General features: G+C 63.8%; 24 protein-coding genes and 1 tRNA gene. 16 read left to right on the forward strand and 9 right to left on the reverse strand.

Features of this window, described 5'->3' with window-relative positions:
- The first annotated feature begins 125 nt into the window (after window positions 1-125).
- From ruvB to OUZ30_RS04140, 11 genes are all read left to right on the forward strand, one after another.
- The gene (gene ruvB, locus OUZ30_RS04090; protein ID WP_266180908.1) at window positions 126-1,172 is read left to right on the forward strand and encodes a Holliday junction branch migration DNA helicase RuvB; all 1,047 of its coding nucleotides are present in this window, start codon (window positions 126-128) and stop codon (window positions 1,170-1,172) included.
- Between the two features lie 154 nt (window positions 1,173-1,326).
- Entirely contained in the window at window positions 1,327-1,740 is a 414-nt protein-coding gene (ybgC, locus tag OUZ30_RS04095; RefSeq protein ID WP_266180909.1) for a tol-pal system-associated acyl-CoA thioesterase, read from the forward strand.
- 29 nt (window positions 1,741-1,769) lie between these two features.
- Window positions 1,770-2,459 carry a protein TolQ gene (gene tolQ / locus OUZ30_RS04100; protein ID WP_266180910.1) on the forward strand — a complete coding sequence of 230 codons (690 nt, stop codon included), beginning with the start codon at window positions 1,770-1,772 and terminating at the stop codon, window positions 2,457-2,459.
- Between the two features lie 11 nt (window positions 2,460-2,470).
- Window positions 2,471-2,908: a protein TolR gene (gene tolR, locus OUZ30_RS04105; RefSeq protein ID WP_266180911.1), complete on the forward strand. Its 438-nt coding sequence runs from the start codon at window positions 2,471-2,473 to the stop codon at window positions 2,906-2,908.
- On the forward strand, window positions 2,905-3,849 hold the full coding sequence (gene tolA / locus OUZ30_RS04110) for a cell envelope integrity protein TolA (protein WP_266180912.1): 945 nt from the start codon (window positions 2,905-2,907) through the stop codon (window positions 3,847-3,849). Before tolR ends, tolA begins: the two co-directional genes overlap by 4 nt.
- 8 nt (window positions 3,850-3,857) lie before the next feature.
- Window positions 3,858-5,174 carry a Tol-Pal system beta propeller repeat protein TolB gene (gene tolB / locus OUZ30_RS04115; protein ID WP_266180915.1) on the forward strand — a complete coding sequence of 439 codons (1,317 nt, stop codon included), beginning with the start codon at window positions 3,858-3,860 and terminating at the stop codon, window positions 5,172-5,174.
- 249 nt (window positions 5,175-5,423) lie between these two features.
- Complete coding sequence (gene pal, locus OUZ30_RS04120; protein ID WP_266180916.1) at window positions 5,424-5,930, forward strand: peptidoglycan-associated lipoprotein Pal; 507 nt, start codon at window positions 5,424-5,426, stop codon at window positions 5,928-5,930.
- Between the two features lie 104 nt (window positions 5,931-6,034).
- Window positions 6,035-6,823 carry a tol-pal system protein YbgF gene (ybgF, locus tag OUZ30_RS04125; RefSeq protein WP_486599069.1) on the forward strand — a complete coding sequence of 263 codons (789 nt, stop codon included), beginning with the start codon at window positions 6,035-6,037 and terminating at the stop codon, window positions 6,821-6,823.
- A gap of 10 nt (window positions 6,824-6,833) precedes the next feature.
- On the forward strand, window positions 6,834-7,523 hold the full coding sequence (queE, locus tag OUZ30_RS04130) for a 7-carboxy-7-deazaguanine synthase QueE (protein WP_266180918.1): 690 nt from the start codon (window positions 6,834-6,836) through the stop codon (window positions 7,521-7,523).
- 142 nt (window positions 7,524-7,665) lie between these two features.
- On the forward strand, window positions 7,666-8,352 hold the full coding sequence (queC, locus tag OUZ30_RS04135) for a 7-cyano-7-deazaguanine synthase QueC (RefSeq protein WP_266180919.1): 687 nt from the start codon (window positions 7,666-7,668) through the stop codon (window positions 8,350-8,352).
- Between the two features lie 60 nt (window positions 8,353-8,412).
- Window positions 8,413-8,488, forward strand: a tRNA-Lys gene (locus OUZ30_RS04140).
- A gap of 111 nt (window positions 8,489-8,599) precedes the next feature.
- On the opposite strand, the gene OUZ30_RS04145 is transcribed toward OUZ30_RS04140, so the two are convergent.
- Entirely contained in the window at window positions 8,600-10,036 is a 1,437-nt protein-coding gene (locus tag OUZ30_RS04145; RefSeq protein WP_266180920.1) for a sensor histidine kinase, read from the reverse strand.
- 385 nt (window positions 10,037-10,421) lie between these two features.
- Between OUZ30_RS04145 and OUZ30_RS04150 the strand changes: the two genes are divergently transcribed.
- A complete protein-coding gene (locus OUZ30_RS04150; RefSeq protein WP_266180921.1) occupies window positions 10,422-10,940 on the forward strand; it encodes a DUF3617 domain-containing protein in 519 nt (172 codons plus the stop codon).
- 75 nt (window positions 10,941-11,015) lie between these two features.
- Here OUZ30_RS04150 and phnD read toward each other — a convergent pair whose 3' ends face one another.
- Complete coding sequence (phnD, locus tag OUZ30_RS04155; RefSeq protein WP_266180922.1) at window positions 11,016-12,083, reverse strand: phosphate/phosphite/phosphonate ABC transporter substrate-binding protein; 1,068 nt, start codon at window positions 12,081-12,083, stop codon at window positions 11,016-11,018.
- A 278-nt stretch (window positions 12,084-12,361) separates the two neighbouring features.
- Window positions 12,362-13,051 (reverse strand): LuxR C-terminal-related transcriptional regulator, encoded by a 690-nt coding sequence (locus OUZ30_RS04160; protein WP_266180923.1) that lies wholly within the window; start codon window positions 13,049-13,051, stop codon window positions 12,362-12,364.
- A 363-nt stretch (window positions 13,052-13,414) separates the two neighbouring features.
- On the opposite strand from OUZ30_RS04160, the gene OUZ30_RS04165 reads away from it, so the two are divergent.
- Window positions 13,415-15,127, forward strand: a complete 1,713-nt coding sequence (locus OUZ30_RS04165; RefSeq protein ID WP_266180925.1) for a type VI secretion protein IcmF/TssM N-terminal domain-containing protein — start codon at window positions 13,415-13,417, stop codon at window positions 15,125-15,127.
- Between the two features lie 30 nt (window positions 15,128-15,157).
- Here the strand turns inward: OUZ30_RS04165 and OUZ30_RS04170 are convergent, their stop codons facing one another.
- From OUZ30_RS04170 to OUZ30_RS04185, 4 genes are all read right to left on the reverse strand, one after another.
- Entirely contained in the window at window positions 15,158-17,008 is a 1,851-nt protein-coding gene (locus OUZ30_RS04170) for an ATP-binding response regulator (RefSeq protein ID WP_266180926.1), read from the reverse strand.
- Between the two features lie 151 nt (window positions 17,009-17,159).
- Window positions 17,160-17,894 carry a TVP38/TMEM64 family protein gene (locus OUZ30_RS04175; protein ID WP_266180927.1) on the reverse strand — a complete coding sequence of 245 codons (735 nt, stop codon included), beginning with the start codon at window positions 17,892-17,894 and terminating at the stop codon, window positions 17,160-17,162.
- Entirely contained in the window at window positions 17,891-18,448 is a 558-nt protein-coding gene (locus tag OUZ30_RS04180; RefSeq protein WP_266180928.1) for a nucleoside deaminase, read from the reverse strand. Before OUZ30_RS04180 ends, OUZ30_RS04175 begins: the two co-directional genes overlap by 4 nt.
- Before the next feature lie 24 nt (window positions 18,449-18,472).
- The gene (locus tag OUZ30_RS04185; protein ID WP_266180929.1) at window positions 18,473-20,257 is read right to left on the reverse strand and encodes a glutamine--tRNA ligase/YqeY domain fusion protein; all 1,785 of its coding nucleotides are present in this window, start codon (window positions 20,255-20,257) and stop codon (window positions 18,473-18,475) included.
- Between the two features lie 448 nt (window positions 20,258-20,705).
- Between OUZ30_RS04185 and OUZ30_RS04190 the strand changes: the two genes are divergently transcribed.
- Both OUZ30_RS04190 and OUZ30_RS04195 read left to right on the forward strand, forming a co-directional pair.
- Window positions 20,706-20,984, forward strand: a complete 279-nt coding sequence (locus OUZ30_RS04190; protein WP_266180930.1) for a putative signal transducing protein — start codon at window positions 20,706-20,708, stop codon at window positions 20,982-20,984.
- Between the two features lie 100 nt (window positions 20,985-21,084).
- Window positions 21,085-21,615 (forward strand): adenine phosphoribosyltransferase, encoded by a 531-nt coding sequence (locus OUZ30_RS04195; protein ID WP_425601475.1) that lies wholly within the window; start codon window positions 21,085-21,087, stop codon window positions 21,613-21,615.
- Between the two features lie 46 nt (window positions 21,616-21,661).
- Here OUZ30_RS04195 and OUZ30_RS04200 read toward each other — a convergent pair whose 3' ends face one another.
- Together OUZ30_RS04200 and oxyR are read right to left on the reverse strand one after the other, a co-directional pair.
- A complete protein-coding gene (locus OUZ30_RS04200) occupies window positions 21,662-22,261 on the reverse strand; it encodes a hypothetical protein (RefSeq protein ID WP_266180931.1) in 600 nt (199 codons plus the stop codon).
- Between the two features lie 7 nt (window positions 22,262-22,268).
- A complete protein-coding gene (gene oxyR / locus OUZ30_RS04205) occupies window positions 22,269-23,213 on the reverse strand; it encodes a DNA-binding transcriptional regulator OxyR (protein WP_266180932.1) in 945 nt (314 codons plus the stop codon).
- A gap of 155 nt (window positions 23,214-23,368) precedes the next feature.
- Between oxyR and OUZ30_RS04210 the strand changes: the two genes are divergently transcribed.
- Window positions 23,369-26,053: a M1 family metallopeptidase gene (locus tag OUZ30_RS04210; protein WP_266180933.1), complete on the forward strand. Its 2,685-nt coding sequence runs from the start codon at window positions 23,369-23,371 to the stop codon at window positions 26,051-26,053.
- Window positions 26,054-26,122: the final 69 nt, after the last annotated feature.

The raw sequence follows: 26,122 nt of genomic DNA on the forward strand, positions 1-26,122 counted from the left end.
TGACGACCAGGAACCGTCGCTGGCTGCATGATGACCACAGGTGGCCGGACTACGCGCCCCCGCTACCCATCCCATCTCTGCTCCATCCCCCCGGCAGCGCCCTCACGCTGCCATAATGCGCACCTATGACCGACCACCGCATCGTCACCGCCGCCGCCCATATGGACGACGAGGCTCTGGAAGCCTCCATCCGGCCCAAGCGGCTGGCCGAGTATCTGGGGCAGCAGGCGGTGCGCGAGCAGATGTCGATTTATATCGAGGCTGCAAAGAAACGTGGTGGTGCGCTGGATCACGTGCTGATCTTCGGGCCTCCGGGCCTGGGCAAGACCACCTTGAGCCACGTGATTGCCAACGAGCTCGGCGTCAATTTGCGCTCCACCTCGGGTCCGGTGCTGGAGCGCGCCGGTGACCTGGCCGCCTTGCTGACCAATCTCGAGCCGCACGACGTGCTGTTCGTGGATGAGATCCACCGCCTTTCGCCCGTGGTCGAGGAAGTGCTCTATCCGGCGATGGAAGATTTCCAGATCGACATCATGATCGGCGAGGGCCCGGCCGCGCGCTCGATCAAGCTCGACCTGCCGCCATTCACCTTGATCGGCGCGACCACGCGGGCGGGCTTGCTCACGGCGCCGCTGCGTGACCGCTTCGGCATCGTGCAGCGTCTGGAGTTCTATACGCCCGAAGAGCTCACCGCCATCGTGCGACGCTCCGCCCGCATCATGGGCATTGCCTGCGATCCGGAAGGGGCGCAGGAAATTGCCCGTCGCTCACGCGGCACCCCGCGTATCGCCAATCGCTTGCTGCGCCGCGTGCGTGACTACGCCGAAGTGCGTGCCGACGGACAGATCACGTTCGCCGCCGCCCGTGCCGCGATGGAGATGCTCAAGGTGGATGCCGAGGGTTTCGACGAACTGGATCGCCGTTTGCTCAACACCATCATTGAAAATTTCGACGGCGGCCCGGTGGGCGTGGAATCGCTGGCCGCCGCGCTCAGCGAGGACCGCGGCACGCTTGAAGACGTGGTCGAGCCTTATCTGATCCAGCAGGGTTTCCTGGTGCGCACCGCGCGCGGCCGCATGGCCAGCGCCAAGGCGTGGCGACACTTGGGCCTGACGCCGCCGCCGCGTCAGCCGTTGGCGGTGGACCTGTTCGCCGGTGACGGGAGTGTCTGAGCGGGAGCGGGCAGCGGGTCGTGGGGACGCCTGCCCGCACGATGGACGCGAGCCTGTCATGGTCCGTCTTCAAGCCTTCGGCTGGTTGCGGCCCGTAGTCTTCGCGCCCCCGCTACCTATCCCCCATCCCCTGGCCCGCCCTTAGAACCCGTCCATGTCCGATCACCAGCCCTTCCATTGGCCCGTCCGCGTCTATTGGGAAGACACCGACGCTGGCGGCGTGGTCTATCACGCCAGCTATCTGCGTTTCATGGAGCGAGCTCGCAGCGAGTGGCTGCGGGCCATGGGTATCAACCAGTCTGCCTACAAGGAGGCCACTGGTTTGGCCTTCCTGGTCCGGGAAATGCAGATCGACTTCCTGCGGGCGGCCCTGCTGGATGATGAACTGTCGGTAAGCGTCGAAGTCAAAGAACGGCGCGCAGCCAGTATCCTCTTTGCCCAAACGATCCGCCGGGTGGACGGGACGGAGCTGATTCGCGCGAAGGTGCGCGTGGCCTGTGTCGATGTCCGCCGAATGCGTCCGGTGCAAATTCCGGCCGATTTCACCCCTGGCCTTTCCCCTCAATAAAAGTACGTACGCTGGAGAACCTTCGAGCAATGAACGGTGGACTGAACATTTTCAAGCTGATCGCGGAAGCGAGCATCCTGGTGCAGTTTGTGATGCTGGTGCTGCTGGTGTTCTCCTTCCTTTCATGGGTGATCATCCTGCGCAAGCATGCCCAGCTGAAATCCGCGATGGAGGAGGCCGAGGGCTTCGAGGAGCGCTTCTGGTCAGGTGCCGACCTCGCCCAGCTGTTCCGGGAAGTGAGCAATCGCGGTGCCGAGAACGGCGGCATGGAAAACGTCTTCGAGTCGGGCTTCCGCGAGTTCGTGCGTCAGCGCCAGCGCAAGACGCATGACATGCGCGTCGTCATCGAGGGTTCCGAGCGCGCCATGCGCGTGGCCGGTACGCGCGAAATCGGACGGCTCGAGCGCAACCTGGAGTTCCTCGCCAACGTCGGTTCGATCAGCCCCTACGTGGGCCTGTTCGGCACCGTCATCGGCATCATGGGCGCGTTCCAGGGCCTGGGCGAGATGAAAGACGTGACCATCGCCGTGGTGGCGCCGCACATCTCCGAGGCGCTGATTGCTACCGCCATGGGTCTGTTCGCGGCGATTCCCGCGGTGTGGGCCTATAACCGCTTCGCCAACAAGGTCGAGCGCGTGGCCTCCCGCTACGACGTGTTCCAGGAGGAGTTCTCCTCCGTGCTGCAGCGGCAGATCCAGGCCGACGACGCGTCTGCTTGAGGATTTGATCAATGCGTAGCACTGCGCGACACAAGCGCTTCAAGCTCAAATCCGAGATCAACGTCGTGCCGTATATCGACGTGATGCTGGTGCTGTTGATCATTTTCATGGTCACCACGCCCATGCTCAACTCCAATGTCGACGTGAACCTGCCGCAGGCGCACGCCAAGTCGATGCAGGACAAGAAAGACCCGGTCATCGTCTCGGTCGATCAGCAGGGGCAGCTCTATCTCACGCTGGGTGACGAGAAGAAGCAGCCCGTCGATGTCGAGACCATGAAGGCCAAGGTAGGTGCGTTCGTGAAGGCGAACCCTGAGGTCAGCGTCCTTGTGGCCGGTGATCGCGACGGCAAGTACGAGGGCGTGTATCAGGTGCTGGCCGACCTGCAGCAGGCCGGCGTGGCCAAGGTCGGTCTGATGAGCGCGCCGGAGTCGGGCAGCAAGAAATGAGGGCCGACTCCCCCAAGGGTACGTCCAAGGCTGTCGTACTCTCTTCCATTCTCCATTTGGGCATCGTGGGTTTTCTGGCCCTCGCGGTGGTGCCGTGCTCGTTCTACGAGAACCTGTTCGAGACGCTGCACCTGCCAGCCAGCTGGAATCCGATCACCTGCGCCAAGCCGCTGTCGCTGCCGGGCGAAATCATCGAAGCCACCCTGATCGGCCCTACCGGCGCGCCGCCGCCGAAGGCGGTCAAGGCCAAGCCGGTGCCGGACACCACGCCACCACCGCCGACGATTCCGCCACCGACGCCCCAGGAAGAGGCGCCCGTGGTCAAGACGCTACCGCCGCCGCCCGAGCATCCGGATACCAAGGATCAGGAGAAGGTCGTGGCCGATGCCTTGCAGAAGGCTGAGGACGCGAAGAAGGAGCAGGAGGAGAAGCAGCGTCAGCGACAGTCGGAATTGGACGCCCAGGCGGCCAAGCAGAAGCAGGACAAGCAGAAGCTCGACGAGATGTTCGCCAAGCTTGATGCGGCCCAGAACGCGGCCCAGAAGGCGCAGGACAAGGCCAAGCAGGCCAAGCAGCAGATGGAAGACCTCAAGAACGCCAAGGACAACGGCATGACCAATGTGCCCGCTGCCGAGCAGCGACAGACCGGTACCAACGGTCCGGACGCGGGTTTGCTGGCCCAATATTTGGCTGCGATTCAGAACGCGGTCACACAGAATTGGCTTCGCCCGGATAACATGCCGAGCACGCCGTGCATCGTGCACATCGTGCAGTTGCCTGGTGGCGACGTGATGAGCGCCAAGGTCGATCCTAGCTGCCCATACGACGACGCCGGCAAGCGTTCCATCGAAAACGCCGTACTGCGCGCTCAGCCCCTGCCTTACAAGGGCTTTGAGAGCGTGTTCAACCGCAATATCGATTTCACTTTCAGGCCGCAGTGATGAAGCCCATGCGCAAATTGAGCTTAAGCCTCACCCTCGTCCTGCTCGCCGTGACCGCCTTGTTCGTCGGTCCGGCCGCAGCCCAGTCGCTCAATGTCGATATCGTCGGCGGACTCAAGACGGCCACCCCGATCGCCGTGGTGCCATTTGCCCAGGCCGGCGGTGAGCCGCTGGCGACCGACGTTGCCGACGTCATGCGCAACGACTTCAACCGTTCCGGCAAATTCCGCTCGCTGGCCAAGAGCGAGATCGTGGAGACGCCGTCCAAGGGTGCGGACATCAACTTCGCCACCTGGCGCCTGCTCAAGCAGGACTACATGGTGGTGGGACGCGTCATTGACGCGGGTGGCGGCAGCTTGCGTGTCGAGTACGAGTTGTGGGACGTCAACAAGCAGCAGAGTCTGCTGGCCCAGGCCTTCACCGCGCCGGTCGGTGACCTGCGCGGCGTCGCCCACCAGATCGCCGACCAGATCTACGAAAAAATCACCGGTGTACGCGGGGCATTCTGGACGCGCATTGCCTATATCACCGCCGTGGGCCTGGGCAATAACACCACCTACGCGCTGATCGTGGCCGATTCGGACGGCTTCAACCCGCAGGTGGTGGCCCGCTCGCGCGAGTCGCTGCTGTCGCCGGCGTGGTCGCCGGATGGCCGCAAGATCGCCTACGTGTCGTTCGAGAGTGGCAATTCGGCCATCTACGTGCAGGACATCACCACGGGTTCGCGTCAGCTGGTATCGGCCAAGTCGAAGGGCATCAACGGTGCCCCGGCCTGGTCGCCGGACGGCAGCAAGCTCGCCCTGGCGCTGTCCTTCGTGGGCAATCCCGAGATCTACGTGCTCGATCTGGCCAGCCGCCAGGAAACCCGCCTGACCAACAATCTGGCCATCGACACCGAGCCGCGCTGGACCCCAGACGGCCAGAGCATCATCTTCACCTCTGACCGTTCTGGCCGTCCGCAGCTCTACCAGATGCCGGCCAGCGGCGGTGGTGCCGACCGCATCACCTTCCAGGGTCAGTTCAACGCGAATGCCTCGATCAGCTACGACGGCAAGCAGATCGCGATGGTGCAGGGCAACGGGAACGTGTATCGTATTGCCATTATGGACCGCAGTCTGGGTGGGCAGGTGCGCTTCATTTCGCCGGGTCCTATCGATGAAACCCCGAGTTTCGCGCCTAATGCCAGCATGCTGTTGTATGCCGCTACCGAAGGACGCCGCGGCGTATTGTATGCCGTATCGGCTGACGGCCTGGTCCGGCAGCGCCTCGTGCTGTCCGATGGCGATGTCCGCGAGCCGGCCTGGGGACCCTACCGGGAGCGTTAATCAGTTCATGCCGTGACGCGTAAGCGGCACGGCGATGTGATTCGGGTGTGAACGGCATAACGACACCCCGGATCAAACAGCTTGTCGGTCGCGGCAGTGCGTCGCAATCGGCGGGTCAGGCGGTTGCGAGACAGCGCACCGCCGGCAGCAAAATGTCAAAATAACAGCCGGTTGACCGGCGATCACTGTCCCGAAACCGCAATCATTACTGACTGTCGGAACTCAAACCTGTTTGAAGGAACGTCCACCATGAATAAGACCATTCGCGTTGCCCTGGTCGCCCTGCTTTGCGTTGGCGCGGCCGCATGCTCGAAGAAGCAGGAAGTTAAGCCGCAGCCGCAGCCTGAGCCGCAGCCCATGACTCAGCCGGCCCCGACCAGCAACAAGTTCACCCCGGCCGATCTCGATACCGATGCCTGCCTGCGTCAGCGCGTCGTGTACTTCGATTTCGACAAGGACGTGATCCGTCCTGAGTTCGAGCAGATCATGCAGTGCCATGCCAAGTATCTGCAGGACCGCCCGATGGCTGCCATCCGTCTGGAAGGCCACACCGACGAGCGCGGTACCCGCGAGTACAACCTTGGCCTGGGTGAGCGCCGCGGCAACGCCGTGTCCAATGCCCTGCAGGCCAACGGCGGCTCGGCCAGCCAGCTCAGCGTCATCTCCTACGGCAAGGAAAAGCCGGTGTGTCGTGAGCACAACGAGGATTGCTGGAGCAAGAACCGTCGCGTCGAGATCGTCTACACGGCGAAGTAATGAAGAAGCGTCTGGCTAAAAGTTTCACAGCCAGGATAAGCATGGCGGGCGCGTTAGCGTCCGCCATGCTTTTTGCTGTCCCGGCACTGGCACAGGAGTCCCGCTTGAGTCTGGCCGACCGCGTTTCGCGGCTCGAGCAGCAGGCACAGAGCCAGAACCAGGGCGTCGGGATGGTCAACCAGGTGCAGGCACTGCAATCGCAGGTGCAGCAGCTGCAGGGTCAGGTCGAGGAGCTTCAGCATCAGCTGCAGCAGGCCGACGACAAGAACAAAGCACAGTACACGGATCTCGATTCGCGCCTGGGCCGCCTTGAGGGTGGTGCCGGTGCAGCGGGGGGGAATGCCGCTGGTGCAGCCAACGCGAATCCGGCGCCCGCGCCGAATACGGCGAATGCCGCACCGGCAGCGGCTGCCGCCGCGGGTGCCGCGGCGGCGGCGACGGATGCGAGCAAGGGCAAGAACGCAAAGGCCGCTGGCGCGGCAGCACCTGCGCCGGCCAATGCGGCGGGCGCGCAGGCTGCCTATGATGAAGCGTTCAAAGCGCTGCGGGGTGGCGACTATGTGACGGCGTCGCGTGGTTTTCGCAATTTCATCCAGCAGTACCCCGACAGTCCGCTGGCGCCTAATGCCTTTTACTGGCTGGGCGAGTCGTACTACGTCACCATGAATTACCCGGTCGCGGTCGAGGCTTTTCAGCACCTGCTGAGTCAGTTCCCGCAAAGCGAGAAGGCACCCGATGCCATGCTCAAGCTCGGCTACAGCCAGCTCGAGCTCAAGCAGGTCGATGCCGGCAAGGCCACGCTAAAAGCCGTATCCACCAAGTATCCGGGTTCCAACGCTGCCAAGCTGGCCCAGGAACGTCTGCGCCGGCTCCAGCTGCAGCCGGCCAATTGAGGTTGTAGTTGTGAGCAGTAACGCGAGCGTGGTGCCTACCACCTCATCGCAAGCATCACCCGAGCGCTTGCGCATCACCGAGATCTTCCACTCGATCCAGGGCGAGGCTGATGCGATCGGCTGGCGCACCGTGTTCGTGCGACTTACCGGTTGTCCGCTGCGCTGTGTCTGGTGCGATACCGAGTATTCGTTTTACGGCGGCGACTGGCGCGATATCGACGACATCGTTGCCGAAGTGGCCTCGCATGGCGCCAAGCATGTCTGTGTGACCGGCGGCGAGCCGCTGGCGCAGAAGCGTTGCCTGATCCTGCTCAAGCGCTTATGCGATGCCGGCCACGACGTATCGCTGGAGACTTCCGGCGCACTGGATGTGTCGCAGGTCGATCCGCGCGTACGCAAGGTGATGGATCTGAAGGCGCCGGATTCCGGCGAAAGCAAGCGCAATCTGTGGTCGAACATCGACCTGCTGTTGCCTCACGATCAGCTCAAGATCGTCATTGCCAGCCGTGCGGACTATGAGTGGGCGCGCGCTGTGGTGGCCGAGCATCGACTGATCGAGCGCTGCATGGTGCTGTTCTCGCCGGTGCATGGCGCCATCCAGCCGCGCGAGCTGGCCGAGTGGATCATCGAGGACAAGCTCGATGTGCGTTTCCAGATGCAGCTGCACAAGCTGCTGTGGAACGACGAGCCGGGTCACTGAGCTTGTGCGAGTGCGGGTAGCCAAGCCCGCGCCCGTGTTTTGCCGGCGGTCAACGCCGTGACAAAGGTTTTCTGCGCGCTGGCCTATCTTGCCGGTGGCGTCTTTCGGCCGGTGACCGGCCTGGCTTGGATGGATGTAACTCATGTCACAGGAATACTCCCGTAAGGCCGTCGTGCTCGTCTCCGGCGGCATGGACTCGGCCGTCACCATCGCCATCGCACGAGAGCAGGGGTATCAGGTGTACGCGCTGAGCGTCGCCTACGGGCAGCGTCACAGCGCCGAGCTGGAGGCTTCCGAGCGTGTCTCGCGCGCGCTTGGAGCGGTGGAACACAAAACCGTCCATGTGGACCTGCGCACCATCGGCGGTTCAGCCCTGACCGCCGATATCGATGTCCCCCTGGATCAGATCGGTGATCAGGGCATTCCGGTCACCTATGTGCCCGCGCGCAACACCATCATGTTGTCGATCGCGCTGGGCTGGGCCGAGGTGCTTGGCTCCAACGACCTCTGGTGCGGCGTCAATGCGGTGGACTATTCCGGCTATCCGGATTGCCGCCCCGCCTTTATCGAAGCCTTCGAGCATCTCGCCAATGTGGCCACCAAGGCGGGCGTTGAAGGGGCGGGCATCAAGATTCACGCGCCGTTGATGCGCATGAGCAAGGCGGATATCGCACGGGAAGGTCAGCGCCTGGGGGTGGATTTCTCGATCACCGTCAGCTGCTATCAGGCCGATGCCGAGGGCCGTGCCTGCGGCCATTGCGACGCCTGCCGATTGCGCGCACAAGGCTTCATTTCGGCCGGTTTGCCCGACCCGACCCGCTATTTCTGAACGCACTTGCTTGTGCCTTTGGCGCTAAGTCAATAAAATTCCGGGCTTGCCTTTGATGATGGGCCGTTAGCTCAGTCGGTAGAGCAGTAGACTTTTAATCTATTGGTCCCGAGTTCGAATCTCGGACGGCCCACCAAAGCATTCAGAGACCTGCGAAAACGCAGGTCTTTTTTTTTGACTGCTATCTCGACTCGGCATAAGCGACGGGGCGTGAAGTGTCACGCCGGGGCGCGTTCGATTGGATGGATCAACCCGCCTGACGCCAGGCCGCGGAAGGGCGGCCACGGTTGCTTGAGTGTCGCTCCATGGCAGGCATGCGAGGCAGGTCGAACCAGAACGTGCTGCCTTGTCCGGGCTCGGAGCGAAGGCCGATGCGCGTACCCAGCAATCGGGCGAGTCGCTCGGCGATGGCGAGTCCAAGGCCGTAGCCCCCGCGGCGCTCGTTTTCTGCGGTCTGCAGTTGCACGAACTCTTCAAAGATACGTTGCTGGTGGATGACGGCGATGCCGGGTCCGTTGTCACGCACTTCGATCCGGATCGCCTGGCCCCGACGCCGTGCGGCGATCAGCACGCGACCACCCGATGCATTGGCGATCGCGTTGCTGGCCAGTTGATAGAGCAGGCTGGCGGCAACGTCGGCGTCACCGTGCAGTCGATGCTGGCTACCCCGCCAGGCGAGCGTGACGTTTTGCAGCGCCGCTTCGTGATTAAGCGACGTGCGGTCCCGCATGAATAGTTCCGCGGCAGTGAACCCCACGGGCTTGACCGCAATCACGCCAGCGTCCAGCCGCGATATCTCCAGCAGCGCGTCCAGCAAGCGCGTCATCGACGAGATGCTTATACGCATCTGGTGAACCATGGATTGCTGCTCGCTGTCCGCACTGGCATCGAGGCCGCCGGCAAACAGCTCCAGTGCCTGCAGAGGCTGGCGGAAATGATGGCTGACGAGCGCGATGAATTGGGATTTGCTGCGGGTGGCGGCCTGGCTCTGACGCAGGCGATCCAACGCTTCGGTGGCGTTGTCGTGCTGGACCGCGCTCCAGTCGCGCTGCTGTTCCTCCTGCAATTCGGACAGGCGTTGCAAAGCCTGGTTCACGCGCGAGAACTCCGCGCTGCCCGGCTTGGTATCGGCAGCGGGACGTCGGGCATTGATCAGGTCATGCAGCGCACCTTCGACGTGCGACAGAGGTTCAATCACGCGATTTCGTAGCGTCACGCGCGCCAACCATGCGAGGAGCATGACGCCGGCGCCGCAAAGGCTGCCGAGCAGCCACACCAAACCCTGTGCCCGATGCAGTGCGCGCGTGTCAATCTGCATGCTCAGCCAAGAGGATGCGCTGCCATGCTCGGCCAGCTCGCTTCGATAGATCACACCATCTGGCTTGAGCGCGGCGCCACTGCTCCAGAAACCACCGTCCGGGCCATGGAGTTCAACCCGCTGCAGCTGGTCCGCCTGGCCGTCCCGCAAGGCACGGTCGAGCGTTGCCTGCGGCGACGCGATGCCTTCGCTGCTCAGCTGGTTGGCAAGGCGTTGCAAGCGCAAGGTGACGGCCGCATCGGCGCGTTCGCCGAGGTTGTGCGTTTGCTGGATGCACAGGGCCAGAACGAGTGCCAGCGCGGCGATCGCGCTCGGCATGATGGCATCGATGAACAGGCGGGACAGCAGGTGAGCACGCTGCTCCATGGGTCAGGCCCCCACCAGTGGTCGGCTCGAACGAAGCGGCGCGAGGCACGGCTCGGGAGTCCGTTGACGGTGCATGACGTGAGCCGGTTGCATGATGGTTGACCCGCGGCAGGAGACCAACGGAAACGAACATCCTGGACAGGCCCCGATCGGGACCACCCTGCATGAGACTCTAAAGAATCCGATGAGACCCGGCGATACACATTTCGTTCTAGCGCGAGGTGCCATAGGGCAAACGGTCTATCCGCAAGTCCTGCGAGTTTTGCTGGCGCGCAGGTGGGAAGGCGGAGCGCTAACGGTCCAGCCGAGCCTGGTGGCATGACGCGGAAACGATTTGGCGGTACCTTGCAAACCCGCAGGGCCCGTCGGCCCCATGGAGATCGTCATGTCCGCTCGCTTTCGCTTCCTGCTCGCGCTTTCGTTGATCAGTGTCACTACCGTGGTCGTTGCCCAGGACATCCCCGCCAACATGCCCAAGCGTAAGCCCGGGTTGTGGGAAATGCAGACCACCGGCATGGGCGGGCACCAGCAGACCATGAAGCTGTGCCTCGACGCGGATACCGATCAGGCCATGTACAAGATGGGTACGCAGATGAGCGGCCAGAAATGCAGCAAGTTCAACATCGACGTGAAGGGAAATTCCGTGGTGTCTGACGCGGTCTGCAAGGTGGATGGCCCCAACGGCCCCATGAGCGTGACCAGCCACAGCGAGACCAAGTTCGATGGCGACGCCTCGTATCACACCGAAGGCCACGTTAGCTACGATCCGGCCCCCGCAGGCATGGGTCAGATGGCGGTAAGCAGCACCGGGCGCTGGGTGGGGCCATGCGCGGCGGGCCAGAAGCCTGGCGACATGATCATGTCCAACGGGCAGAGCATGAACATCAAGGATATGCATCCCTGAGGCAGGCCTCACGAGCGTCGGCAAAGGCGCTCGTGGCCGTTTGGCGTTGTCTGGTCAAGAGACGCCCGGCCGGCTCTAGGGAGACGGTGGCTGCATGAGCTGGTGTATCAGCGCCTCGTGCTCGGCATCGATTTTTCGCACACGGGCCTGCATGGCCGCATCGCTTACCCATTGGGCACTGTAGACACGACGCTTGTCGAGGTTGAACTCGATGTCTGCAAAAGGCACCAGCGTTTCATTGCCGGCAGGTGAGAAGCCGCTGAAGTCGCTGATGAGTTGCAACTTGGCCAATTCTGCCGTGGCGTTCTTGCCCTTTCCATAGGACGTGAACGCGGCCGCGACCCGGTGGCGCAATTCCGACGGCAGGTCGGTGCGAATCACGATGACGGAATTCGGAATCAGGCTGGACGTCCACAGCACGCGCAGCCGGTCATATTGATCGGGAAAGCGCTTGGCAAAGCGCTCCAGGTCGGAGGTGCTGTTGGTGGCTACATCGACCTCCTTGTTCGCTACCGCCAGGGCGTTGTTTTGGTGGTTATCCACGGAAACGCTTGCAAAAAAAGTATCCGAGTCGAGCCGGCGGTTGGCGAACACTTCGGTCTCCGGCACCAGGTAGCCCGAAACCGACAGCACTTCGCCTCGCGCATAGCGCAGGCGGCCCCGCTGGCGAAACATGTCGTCGAGGCTGTGCAGCGGTGAGTCCTTTTCGACCAGCATGACGGCGAAATAGCCTCGCGGACCATGGCTGCGCGTGAGCTGAGCGATCACCTGCATGCGGTCGCGGGTGACTGCCTCGAGCGCCAGCCGGCCAGACACGAAGGCAAAGTCGACACGTTCGTCCGACATCGCCTGGGCTAGCCCTTCGTAGGTACTGACCGAGAGGCTGCGCACCGGCAGGCGCAATGTGCGGCTGAGGTCATCCAGCATGGGGCGCCATGCTTCCAGCGATTCGGAGGGCCCGCCCATCGGCAGGATGCCGAAGGTCAGCGCCCGGATATGGGTGTTGCCCGCGCCTCCGGGATCGGCTGACGCCGCCCGCGGGCCGAGCATGACGCAGGCGAGCAAACTGCCCAGGACCAGGCGGACTCGCAGGCCTGCCCAGATCGAGTTTCGCCTGTGGCTTGAAATCCACCCCTTCAGCAACGCGGTATCTCCCCCGGGGACCGACGGATGCCTCTAGCCGGAAAACGACGAGGCGGCACGCCATGCCTCTGCTCGCCGCAGCATACGCTGCTGCCGTCAGCGACAGGTGAAAGGCTTCGGCGCCTGTCTAAAGTCTGCGGGTGGCCTACGCCGGGATCTGTTTGAGCGCCAGCCGAGCTAGAACCACGGTGTGTACGTCCGCACGCATCCGAATGATGACGCCGGATGGGGGGTAAATAAGCCTCAACGCGGCCTGCGTGGAGCCTCTGGACAGACTCTCAGATACCGCTGATGCGCCTTGAAGCCACAACGGCCTCGACCCGGTTGCGCACATTGAGCGCGCGGAAGATGGCGGCGAGATGAATCTTTACCGTGCCTTCGCTAATGCCCAGATCGCGGGCGATGAGCTTGTTTGGCTTGCCCTGCGAAAGCAGGCGCAGCACGTCGATCTGACGTTCCGTAAGCAGTTTGCGCAGGCGTTCTTCCAGCGAATCCTGGCTGGGCGACTGTGCATGCGACGTGGGGGAGGGCATGGGCATCGGGGCGGCTCCCGCACCGTTGCCGCGCTCCTGCAAAAGCAAGGGAGGCACATAGACGCCGCCGGATAGCACCAGCCGCACCGCCGACAACATCACGTCCGGCGAATAGGCCTTGGGAATGAAACCCTGCACGCCCATGGCGAGCAGGTCTCGCATCAAGCCTGGATCCTCCGAGCCGGACAGCACGATCACGGGCACATCGGGAAGCTTCTCGACCACTTCGGCGAGATGCTCGCTGCCCTGTACGCCAGGCATGGCGAGGTCGACCAAGGCCAGCTCCAGCGAGGAGGCGTTGGGTGCGTGAATCGCCTCCCGCAATTCGGCCATGTCCATGGCGATGACGAACTCGGTGTCAGGGCCAAGCTCAGCCAACTTCAGCTTGACCCCTTCGACGATAAGCCGATGGTCGTCCGCAATCAGTATGCGCATGTCATTCCCCGTGACGGCACGCGGAGATCCGATCGCCGTATGCCCGCTTGTAGCAACATAGTCCCACACCGCCTGCGCGGCAACCTCGGGACGCCTACGAATGGCCTAGTCTCAAGGTGATATGGCTGCCTTGCGGGGCACTCGGGAGAATCGATTCACTGCGATGGGGGAGTCGCTATGTGTAGCGTGTATCAGGTGGGGCAGCGACGACGCCATCATGGCGCGTGCGATGCCTCCAGGGGCAAGCATGTTCGTGAAAACCTGGATACGCCGATGCCAATATCTCTAGCAGTCATGATCGCCGGCGCTGCACGGTGATGACGTGAAGCCTTTTCTGCCTGCTTACAGGTTGCCCTAGCCGTCATGCGGTTGCTGGACTATTTTTCGCCGCTGTTCGCCTACGGCCTGGTCGTCGATGAGCAGGCAGCGGCCCAGACCGCCCCAAGTGAACTTGCGCCGCTCAATGCGCGGGCGCGGGAGTTGATCGATCAGGCCCGCAAATTGGCACTCGCCAACGGCAAGTCGATGCAGGAAGTCGAGCTTGCGGGCTTTGCCGTGGTGGCCTGGTTCGACGAGATCATCGTGCGCCATGAAGCCAAGCGGGATCAGCCCAGTCCGTTGCAGCTGACGCTGTTCCACACGAGTGATGCCTCCAGTGAATTCTTCGAGCATCTTGCACGGTTGGACAGCCGGGCCGAGGAGGTGCGCGAGGTCTACTGCACGGCGCTGCTGCTCGGCTTTGTTGGCCAGTATTACTACGAGAAGGGTGACGGCGGTGAGCTGGGCCGGATCAAGTCGGTCTATTGCCGCCCCTACGCGGCAACTGCCGCGGTACTCCAGGCGCTGCAGCGGGAGTCGATCACGCCACAGCCCTACCTCACGCCGGATTCACCGGCACGGCGAAAGCCGGGGCCATGGGCGGGCAGGCGACCGGCCTTGTTCGTGGCGCTTGGTGTGGTCTTGCTGGTGCTGGTGGCCTTTGTCGCCCCCGTCTTCAGTAGCGCGATGTCGGCACAGGCCTGGTATTTGGCGGGTATCCTGGTGGTTATCGCTGGCATGCTTGGATGGGCAGGATCGCTGGCGTGGCATTGGCTGGCCTTCACGCGAGCGTCTGCCGATCCGCATGCCAGATGGGACATCCGCAGCGTCAGGACAGCGCTCAAGGATGCCGTACGCCGCGTGCGTGGCGCGATACTTCACCCCTTACGGCGCCGTGGCAAATGGCGGCAGCTGTCTCGTCATCCCTGGCTGGTGTTTCTTGGCGACAACGGCGCGAACGTACGCGGGCTGCTACAGGCGGCTGCCCAGTCATCTCACGGACGACTGCTGCCGGGTGATGGTGTATCGACGAGCGGGCACTGGTGGCTGTTTCGATCCCTGGTAGCCATCGAAATGGACCCGCGCCTGGCCCAGGCCCGCGAAGACACCCAGGCTGCGGACCTGCTCTGGTCCGAGGCGTTGACGCGCCTGTCGCGCGAACGGCGCAAGTTGCCACTCGATGGTGTCGTGCTTGGCGTTGCCGCGCAAAGCTTGCTCGGGCCGGGTGCCGACATCAAGGCCACCGCCGCGAGGTTGCGCAGGATGGCAAATGAGGCCACCCAGCGCCTGCACCTTCAGCTCCCGCTGTATGTCGTGGTGACAGGCATGGACGTGCTGCCCGGGCATGCCTCATTCAAAGCCGCGTTGCCCCCGGCGGTATTTCGTAAAGTGTTGGGTTGGCGGAGATCCGAGGCATCCTCCGCAGGCGAGTCATCTGGCCGTATGGATGGCCATTTCGACGATACCTTCGAGCGTATGCGGATGATCGGCTTGGCGGCGCTTGCCAAGCAGCGAGAGCCACATGGGCGTCGCGAGATTTTCGAGTTCCGCCAATCATTGTCCGATCTGCAGTATGGCTTGCATGCCTTCATTGATCAGCTGATGGCAGAGGATCCCGCTGGCCAGCACGCGTTACGTTGGTGTGGGCTTTACTTCACGGGCGTGTCGCGGGGCGACTCGACGGGCGGCGAATTCGTGGAAGACCTGTTCAACCGCTTTCTGCCGGGTGACCGCTTGCTGGCGCGCAGGACCGCTTGAGGCCAAGTGCTGCGTCGTCAGGTCCGTGGCTCAGGCAGCCGTGGCGCGGGCGACATTCCAGGCGACCATCATGGCTTCGCGTAGTTGCTCGGGTGACACCGGCTTGTAGAGCACGGGGATATTGGCGGCCATGATCTCGCGAAGACGATCGCTGCGCGTTTCACCGGTGATCAGCAGGCGCGGGAAGGGCGCGTGGCCGTCGCGCGCATAGAGCTGATCCAGCGCCGCCAATACGTCCAGGCCACTCTCGCCGTCACGCAGGCGCAGGTCTGAAATCACGATGTCGGGTGGCGCAGGCCATTCTTCCGCTGCCTGCAAGGCCTGTATCCGATCCTCGGCGATGGCGACATCGCAGCCCCAGCTGCGCAGCAGGTAACGGATGCCGGAGAGGATGGCCGGTTCATCGTCGATGACCAACACGCGCATACCCGATACATCCATCGGCGTCTCCTCCGCCGGCGTGTCGAAAACCACCTGCGCTGGGACCTCGGGCAGATGAAAGGAAAAGACGCTGCCGCGTCCGGGGTGGGACTTCAGCAATACCTGCGTATCCAGCAGTTCCGCCAGGCGCTGCACGGTGGCCAGTCCCAGGCCCAGGCCGCGGCGTGGACCGGTATCGTGCTCGTTGGTGCCGTGGCATTCCACACGATAGAATTCGTCGAATACGCGCGCCTGGTGCTCGGGTGCGATACCGCTGCCGGTGTCCCACACGTCGAGGCGAACGGTGCCGTCACAACGGCGGCGCGCGACCACCAGGACGCCGCCCTTGTTGGTGTAGCGCAGCGCGTTGCTCACCAGATTGTTGAGGATGCGCGCCAGCATGGTGCGGTCGCTGCGCACCCACACGTCGGTTGCGCGCATGATCAGCCGCAGCCCGTGCTGCTCGGCAATCATGCGGAAGTTGCGGCTTACTTCCTGCAGTACCTGGTCGAGAGGGAATTCCGCGATCTCAATCTGCATCGCGCCGGTTTCAAGGCGCGAGAGGTCGAGCAGTTCGCTGAACAAGTGATCGAGTGCTTCCACGCACTCCTGGATGTGTGCAATGCGATCCAGCCGTACCGGATCGCGCTCGTCCACCGCCAACGACGAGGAGAACAGGGTCAGCGCATACAGGGGTTGGCGTAGATCGTGTGACGCCGCGGCCAGAAAGCGGGCCTTGGCGACGCTGGCCGCCTCAAGCGCCGCGTTCTTTCGTGCGAGTTCCACGGTCGCGTGTTCGATCTCCCGTTCCATGCTGAGCTGTACGTCGAACAGCGCCAGCGCGGCACTGTTGAAGCCGCGCTGCAGTTCACCGATTTCCGACTGGTCGGTGACCTCCACTTCGACGTGGCGGTCACCGCGACCGAGCTGGTGCACGGCCGAGACGAGGCGGCGCAGCGGCGCACTGATCCAGCGCGCCGCCTGCCACGCGATCACGGAAGCCACCAGCAGGCTGACGAAAAGTGCGATCAGCGCATTGCGCAGACTGGCCTGTTGCGCGGAGATGGCGTTGCTGAGGCTGACGTCCACCAGCACCGAACCGAGTACCGGGTGTCCGGGCTGGTCGCTGTCGACGACGTCGCGTACTACGGTCAGGCTCTCAGTGGTGCCCGCTCCGCTGCGGCCCAGGCTGTCGGCGAGGATCTCGCCATCGGCCGCGCGGATCTGCACACGCGCTACATGGGGCAATTCGCCAATCGATTCGGCAATGCGCACCAACTCGCGGCGCTGCATGTCGCGCAGGGGGGTGGTGGATACCGAGGCTGCCTGCGTCGCGATGGCGCCAGCGGTGTTCTGCGCCATGTCGCGCAAGGTGATCAACTGGCTCCGGGTGAGCATGGTGACCAGCAGCGTGGCCGTGACCATCGTTGGCACGAGCGCAACCAGCGCGAATCGCTGCATAAGCGACGTGCGCCGCCACCACCGCACCGCCCGGGAGTTCGCCCCTGCACCCATTGGCCGTCACCCCATTCGGCACTCGTGCGCCGAGGGGTGTCAGCCTAGCGCGATTCGCCGAGTAGGACAGCTATCCTATTGGTCGAGGGCATACCCATCATTGGTCCTGGGTATTCGCTGAGGGCGATGCTCCGCTCCGGCGTCTGCGGCTGATACGTTCGACCAGCAGGGGCAGCAGGGCCAGCACGCCGATAGCGCTGAGCGGGATCCACACCGCGCGCTGCATCAACAGGCTCGCTCCAAAGTGGCCATGGCTGCGGGCGAGTGCTTCGCCAAGGCCGGCCCCGATGGACGTCTCGAAGATCAGGGAGACCGTGCCCCCCAACCAGCTCGCACCAAGAAACAGCCAGAGCGGGCAGCGCAGCCAGGCCAGCGCGACCGTGACAAGACCGAACGGGGCCACCGGCACGAAGCGCAGGAACATGGTGTAGGCCGTGGGATGGCGCTCAAAGCCGTGGTGCACCTTGTCCACAAGGGCAGGCGGATGCTTGCTGCCGGTGCCGAACGCGTAGCGGCTGGCCAGGAACAGGATCAGGGTGCCCAGGGTGAGCCCGATGGAGGAATAAATGCTGCCCTCAAGCGTACCGAAGGCGAAGCCGCCCGCCATGATGATGATCACCGTGCCCGGGATGCCCGTCGACATGGCCAGGGTGAGCAGGCCGATATAGGCAAGACGACTGAGCCAGGGACTATCGGCGATACCCGCGCGCAGCTGGGCCTGGTGCGTCACCAGCTGCTCGGGATGCAGGCGATCGAGCACGCCGGAGCTGAACAGCACGATGCCGGCCAGCACCAGCAGGATCAGGGGCAGCGCGGCGCGCAGGCGGCTCAATAGGGCTGCCCGCTGCGGCCGTAGACGGCCAGCACGTCGCGCGCCTGCTCCCGCAGGATGTCGCGGCGCACCGCGATACCGCGGCGTTCGAGTTCACCCGTCCAGTCGGCGGGCAGGGGGCCTTCGTCGAACTCGGTGAGTTCCTCGACATCCTCCGCTCGTGCACCGATCAACAGCTCGTCGATGCCGGCCCATACGGTGGCACCGTAACACTGGCAGCACGGCTGGGCGCTGGTGGCGAGCGCGTAACGACCGCCGTCTTCATTGATGCGGTAGCTGGCCAGGCGCTGCTGGGCGCTCATGAAGGCCATCATTTCGGCGTGCGCGACGGAGCAGGTTTGCGGCACGACGCGGTTCACGCCCACGGAAACCAGGCGTCCATCCGCATGGAACACCGCCGCGCCAAACGGGCCGCCGTGACCGTGCTCGATATTGTGACGCGACAGTTCGATGGCGAGCCCCACGCGTTCCTGGTCGGTGATGTAGCGCTTACCCGTGTCAACCACGTCGCCGATCCACGGTGGCAAGGTCAGGTGAATCTGCAGGCGCAGCATGCGTATCTCCTTATAACGCGGGTTTCAGCCAGCCTGCTTGGCCCAGGTGTCGCGCAGCGTAACGGTACGGTTGAACACCGGCGCGTCAGCGCGATGGTCAATGCGATCGGCCACGAAGTAACCGAGACGCTCGAACTGATAGCGCTGTTCCGGCGCAGCGATCGCCGCGGCAGGCTCGAGCCAGGCGTGCACGACGCGCTTGGCTTCCGGGTTGATGTGCTCGATCCAGCTTTTGCCGTCGGATTCGTCGTCCGGGGCCGGCACGTTGAACAAGCGGTCGTAGACACGCACCTCGGTCGCCACGCCATGCTTCGCGCTCACCCAGTGGATGGTGCCCTTCACCTTGCGGTCCGCACCGGGCAAGCCCTGGCGCGACTCGAGGTCGAGCGTGCAGCGTAGCTCGGTGACGTGGCCATCGGCATCCTTGACCATCTCCTCGCACTTCACGATGCCGACGCCGCGCAGGCGCACTTCGCCCTCCGGCTTCAGGCGATGGAAGCCCTTGGGTGGCACTTCGGCGAAGTCCTCGCGCTCGATCCACAGCTCGCGGGAGAACGGCACTTCGCGCGTGCCAAAGCTCTCGTCCTTGGGATGGTTGGAGAACACCAGCGTTTCCTGGTGATCCGCGGGCAGGTTGGTGATCACCAGCTTGAGCGGATCCAGCACGGCCATGCGCCGCGCCGCGGTCGCGTCCAGGTCTTCGCGGATGCAGTTCTCGAGGATCGAGTAGTCGATGATGCTGTTCTGCTTGCTTACGCCCAGGCGCTCGATCAGCAGGCGCAGGCCAGCCGGGGTGAAGCCGCGACGACGTAGGCCGCGCAGTGTGTTCATGCGCGGATCGTCCCAGCCATCCACCAGGTTTTCGTTCACCAGCTGGGCCAGCTTGCGCTTGCTGGTGATGCTGAAGGAGAGGTTGAGGCGAGAGAATTCGATCTGTCGCGGCTTGGCCGGTTCGGTGCGAAAACCGCCTTCGCGCAGGTGCTGCCACAGCTCCGGATGGTTGACCAGGTCGACCTTGTCGACGAACCAGTCGTACAGCGGACGATGGTCCTCGAACTCCAGCGTGCACAGCGAATGGGTGATGCCTTCCAGCGCGTCCGACAGGCAGTGCGCGTAGTCGTACATCGGATAGATCGGCCAGGCGTCGCCGGTGTTCTGGTGGGCGATCTTGCGGATGCGGTAGATCGCCGGATCACGCATGTTCATATTGCCCGAGGTCATGTCGATCTTTGCGCGTAGCGTTTTGGCGCCATCGTCGAATTCACCCGCGCGCATGCGGCGGAACAGATCGAGGTTCTCCTCCACGCTGCGCTCGCGGAACGGCGAGTTGCGGCCCGGCTCGGTCAAGGTGCCACGGTAGGCACGCATGTCCTCGGCGTTGAGGTCGTCCACGTAGGCGACGCCGTCCTTGATCAGCTTGATCGCCGAGTCGTAGAACACCTCGAAATAGTCCGAGGCGTGGCGCAGGTCATGCCACTCGTAACCCAGCCAGCGCACGTCGTCCTTGATGCCCTCGACGAACTCGGGGTCTTCCTTGCCCGGATTGGTGTCGTCCAGGCGCAGGTTGCACCAGCCGGTGAACTCCGAAGCGATACCGAAGTTCAGGCAGATCGCCTTGGCGTGGCCGATATGCAGGTAACCGTTCGGCTCGGGCGGAAAGCGCGTGCGGATGGCGTGATGCTTGCCGGTGGCCAAGTCCTCGCGAATGATCTGGCGGATGAAATCCCTTTGCACATCAGCGCGTTGACCCTCGGCCTGCGCTGCGGCGGACGAGACAATGGGTTCAATGGCGGCGTTTTCAGTGGACATCGGGACTCACAACTCGTACGCGGTGGCGGAAACGCCCAAGTTTACCTTGTCCAAGGTGGGGGTGTTTTGTGGGGTTTCAGCGGGTGGGAAGTAGGCGGCGAGGTCGGTTGGCTCGCCATCTCGGCAATACGCTTCGGCCGCCATCCCAGCGGCTCTCAACAGTGGCCTTACTGATCCAGCTGTAACAGCGAGGCCGGTCATTCAGTGCCTTTCGCTCTGCTGTGATGTGACCGCGACCTGGCTCGCCTGCCGCGGGCTTCCGAGCCGCTGCCGCGGCCCGGGTTACTTCTCTTTGCGTGGCCAAAGAGAAGTAACCCGGCCTCCGGCAGGAGGACGGAAGCCCGCCGCAGGCGAGCAAGCTGGCCACAACGTATCGGAAATCCGCCGAGATCAACCGGATGAAGAGCAAAAACTTGCCCATCCCCTCCCACAGCGCTAGCGTGCCCCCATGCGCATCGCATACCGAGCTGAAACCCTGATCGACGCCCACCTGGTGAAGGACGCCCTGGAGCGTTCCGACATCCCCGCGTTTATTTCGGGCGAATACCTGACCGGGGCGGTAGGACAGCTGCCGGCGCTGGATTACGTGGCCGTGCTGGTGCCGGAAGCGAGCGTGGACGCGGCGGAGCGGATCGTGCGCGAGGTCGAGCGCACCCTGGTCGAGGCCCGCCTCGCCATGGACGAATCGGACGAGGATCCGGACGCAACGCACCCCGCATTCGGTTGAACCCATTCCATAGCTCGAGCACATCGCAGGGCTGGGCCGGCCTGGGCGGTATTCTGTTAGGCGCGCAACGCCCCCGTAGGCGGGCACAGGAGTGAACCAGGTGGACAGTTCGTTGACGCAGATCCGGGCACTGATCCGCGCTGTACCCGACTTCCCCAAGCCGGGCGTCGTCTTTCGTGACATCACGCCCCTGCTCGCCGATGCCGGTGGTTTTGCGCGTTGCGTGGATGCGTTGGCCGAACCGTGGCAGGGCAGTGGCGTGCAGGCGGTATGCGGTATCGAGTCGCGCGGCTTCATTTTCGGCGCCGCGCTGGCGCAGAAGCTGCACGCGGGTTTTGTGCCGCTGCGCAAGCCCAACAAGCTGCCACCGCCGGTGGTTGCGGTGGACTACGAGCTGGAATACGGCGTCGATCGACTGGAGGCGCGCAACGATGCGCTGCGTCCGGGTGAAAGAGTGTTGATCGTGGACGATGTACTTGCCACGGGCGGTACGGTGGCCGCGGCGCGAGCCCTGGTGGAAAAGCTCGGGGCGCGGCTGGTGGGGGCCAGTGTGGTGATCGAACTGGCCGCCCTGCAGGGGCGCAGCCGCTGGCAAGACGACGCGCCGTTGCATGCCTTGCTGCGCTACTGAGCGCGCGTTGCGCGTTCTCATTGGGTGATCTGACGTTTTCGACGGCTCAGGGCGTTGCCGGTGCGATGCTCTCTACAAAAACCAGCTCACAGGCACCATCGCCGGTGTCGTCGCGCGTCATTGATGTTCGCCAACGCCAGCCGCCCGGGCGGCTGGCGTCGACCAGAAACCCTTCGAGATGCACGACTTCGCCGGGGCGCACGCGCTCCAGTTCGTCACGCACGATGTTGTCGGCGGGGATCATGTGCATGTTGGCGCTGGACGTCTCGATTTCCCGACGTGGAATCGGAAACGTGTCGACGTGCCAGTGATAGAAGCGGTTGCCCTGGCTGATCTCGATGCGGGCCAGCACGCTGCTGTCGGACATGCGGCCCCAGCCCATGGCGAGATCGACCGGCACCAACTTGGCGCCTGCATCGAGGTGGTAGTCCTCGCGGGACAGCACGCGCGCAGTCATTTCAAACCGCGCGCGCGTGACGAGTGTGATGTCACCACGCTGTAGCGTGGTGCCCTGTTCGAGATCGATTTGTGTAGGCGCATCCGGCGCCAGGATGCCGGAGCCCGGTGTGAGCGGGCGCGCCCGCCACCAGTGAGCCGCGCCGAGGCCGGCAATCAGCAGTAGGCCGATCAGGAGAAAACGTGGCATGGGTGACTCAGGGCGCGGCGCGCTTGGCAGGTTTGGCTTCGCTCAGGTTCGGCTGCAGCAGCTCCGGCGGCAAGCTGCGGATCACATCGCCGAAACGCTCGAGGAACACACCCAGCGACGAGCTCTTGCGCCACACGAGCGCAATGCGCCGGCTAGGCGCGTGCCCGGAGAATTCGATCAGGTGCACATTGTCGGTGCGTGACATAGGTGGCTTGATGGCCAGCGTCGGCAGCAAGGTAATGCCCACGTTTGCCGCCACCATCTGGCGCAAGGTTTCAAGACTGGTGGCGCGGAAGCCGGAGCGTTCGCCGGCACCGGCGAGCTGGCACACCTCCAGCGCCTGGTCGCGCATGCAGTGGCCGTCCTCCAGCAGCAACAGGCTTGCATCTGCCAGGTCGTCGAGTTTCAGCCGGGTGCGCTTGTGCGCCAGCGGATGATCGTCGGGCACGGCGAGCACGAACGGTTCCTCGAACAGAAATTCGGCGTGCAGGCTGTCCTCGTGCAAGGGCAGGGCAAGCACGCCGACATCCAGCGCGCCCTCGCGCAGCATCTTCACCACTTGCTCGGTTTTTTCTTCGACCAGCAGCAGCTCCAGTCGCGGGAAGTGCTTGCGCACCAGCGGCACGAGATGCGGAAGCAGGTAAGGGCCGAGCGTGGGGAAGATGCCCAGTCGCAAGGTGCCCGATTCCGGGTCGCGCGTGCGCTGCGCAATCGCCTTGATCTCGTCGATCTCCGACAGCACGCCACGTGCGCGGCGGGCGATTTCGCGACCGGTTTCGGTCAGCAGCACTTTGCGCGGCGTGCGCTCCACCAGCGCCACGCCAAGCTCTTCCTCCAGCTTTTTGATCTGCGTGGAGAGCGTGGGCTGGCTGACGAAACTGGCCTCGGCGGCGCGCCCGAAATGCCGGTGCTCGGCCAGGGCTACAAGGTAGTGCAGGTCGCGCAGGTTCATAGATGAGCGTCCACACGGTGCTGATAGGTCATGTCTATGGATTGTGATGGTATTCATCAGTTTCGACAATGTGCGCCATGTCTTCTGGCACTGTGTCGCTCGTCATGGCAGCCCCTAGCGTGGGCGTTTATTTGTCCCAGGAGTGCCCACGCACCATGCGCCGCTTCGTTCGCCCGTTCGTCCTTACCGCCCTTGCCGCTTGCTGCGGTGCCGCCTTTGCCGTCCCGGCCGCCAATGACCAGCCGCAAGGCAAGCTGCCGCGCTGGGCCATGCCCGAGTCGTATCAGCTCGACTTCAAGGTCGATCCGCGCCAACAGGATTTCACCGGCACCACCACGATCAAGCTGAAGCTGGAAAAGGCGACCGATCATTTGTGGTTGCATGGTCGCGAGCTGAAGGTCAGCAAAGTCGTCATCACCGACGCCGCCGGCAAGGCGCATCAGGGCAAGTACGTAGAGGTGGCGCCGAAAGAAGGCGTGGTGCGCATCGATTTTGACAGCCAGCTGGCGCCGCAGGAACTGAGCCTGGCGATCACCTACAGCGCGCCGCTCAACCAGCAGCTGCAGGGCTTGTACAAGGTAAGCCACGAAGGCCAGCCGTATGCGATGACGCAGATGGAACCGATCAGTGCGCGTTTCGCGTTCCCCGGTTTCGACGAACCCTCGTTCAAGACGACGTTCGACATTCGCCTGACCGTCCCCAATGACGAAGTCGGTATCGCCAACACCAAGCAGCTGAAGGAAGAGGCCGCCGGTGATGGCTGGAAGACGCTGACCTTCGCCAAGACGCAGCCGCTGCCGACCTATCTGGTCGCGTTTGGCGTCGGCCCGTGGGACGTGGTGAAGGGCCCGGACATCTCCTCGACCCAGTACCGCGCACAAGCCACCGAACTGCGCGGCATCGCGGCGAAGGGCGAGGGCCATCGCATGCAGCATGTGCTGGGCGAAACGCCGAGCATCATCCACACGCTCGAGGACTACTACGGCTTTGGCTATCCGTGGGACAAGCTCGACCTGCTCGCCGCGCCCGACTTCTCTGCCGGTGCGATGGAGAACCCGGGCCTGGTCACCTTCCGCGACTGGCTGTTGCTGATTGATCCGGATTCCCCGGCCAACTACGTGCGTGGTTCGTTCAACGTCACCGCGCATGAGCTGGCACACCAGTGGACGGGCGACACTGTGACCATGGGCTGGTGGGACGACCTGTGGCTCAACGAAGCGTTCGCGACCTGGATGCAGCAGAAGGTCACCCAGAATGTGCATCCGGAATACCGCGCCGACCTCGACCGCGTGCGCGGTGCGCAGGGCGCGATGAATGGCGACAGCCTGGTCACCACGCGCAAGATCCGCCAGCCGATCACTGGCAATGGCGACATCGAGACGGCCTTCGACGGCATCACCTACCAGAAGGGTGCGGCGGTGCTGGGCATGTTCGAAGGCTACGTCGGCGAGTCGACGTTCCAGAAGGGCATGCGCTCGTATATCCAGCAACACAAGTTCGGCAATGCGACGGCGGACGATCTGGTCGCTTCGATTGCCAAGGCGGCCGACAAGGGCCAGGACTTCCAGCAGGCGTTCAAGAGCTTCCTCAACCAGCCGGGCGTGCCTTATGTGCAGACCCAGGTGAGCCAGGAAGGCGGCAAGACCGTGCTGCACCTGACCCAGAGCCGCTACCTGCCGTTGGGCAGCAGCGGCGATGCGAAGAGCGTGTGGGGCGTGCCGATGTGCGTGCGCTACGGCACCGCCGATGGCAGCAAGGTCAGTTGCGAACTGCTCGACAAGGCCCAGGGCACCATGGTGCTCGCGGGCGCGAGCAACCCGACCTGGGTGATGCCCAACGCGAATGGCAGCGGCTACTACCGTTTCGCCATGGCCAAGGACGATCTGGCCAAGCTTGGCCAGCAGGTGGGCAAGCTCGACGATGCCGAGCAGCTCGCCTACGCCGATGCGGTGTATGCCAGCTTCAAGCATGGCGATCTGGATGCGGCCGATGTGCTCGCCGCGCTCAAGCCGCTGACCTCGTCCAAGACGCGCGAAGTGGCCACGGCGCCGCTGGGCAGCTTCAACTGGATCTACCGCAATGTAGCGCAGACCGATGCGCAGCGCGCCAAGCTGGCCGAGTGGGCCAAGGCCGCCTATCTGCCGCGCATGCAGCAGCTGGGCTATCACCGCAAGCCGGGCGAGGCCGACACCGATTCGCTGCTGCGTGACACGCTGGCGGCCCAACTGGCGCTGGGCGTGAAGTTGCCCGAAGTGCGTGCCGAACTGCTCAAGCAAGGCGACGCCGCGCTCAAGCGCAAGCCTGACGGCCGCCTCGACCTTGCTGCGGCCGATCCGGATCTGCTCGGTATTGCGCTCGGCGTCGCCGTGCAGGAGCGCGGCAAGAGCGCGGTCGATGCGCTGATCGCCGAACTGCCGCAGACCAGCGACCCGGCCATGCGCAACGCCATCCTCGGCGGCTTGAGCGAAGTGAACGATCCCGCGCTGGCCATCCAGGTGCGCAATTTCGCGTTGAACAAGCAGGTCAAGGTCGGCGAGATGGCTGCGCTGTTGAGCGGTGGTCGCGATACGCGCGAGCAGCGCGATGCCTCGTGGAACTGGGCGCAGTCGAACTACGACAAGATCGTGGAACGCACCGGCAGCTTCGCGGGCGGCCAGCTGCCGAGCCTGATCGGCGGTGGCGGTTGCTCGAAGGACGAGGCCAATCGCTTGCAGGCGTTCTTCAAGACCCGCGCCAAGGATGTCACCGGTGCCGAACGCGGGCTGGCGCAGACCAGCGAGTCGACCCTGCTTTGTGCCGCTCTGACGGAGAAACAGGACGCGTCGGCGATCCTTCGCTGATCCCGGGGCCGGCAGACGACCGGCCTGCTTGAAGTCACCATCACGCCGGACGGTACCCACCGTCCGGCG

This window comes from Dyella humicola, from assembly GCF_026283945.1.
GTDB classification, from domain to species: Bacteria; Pseudomonadota; Gammaproteobacteria; order Xanthomonadales; family Rhodanobacteraceae; genus Dyella; species Dyella humicola.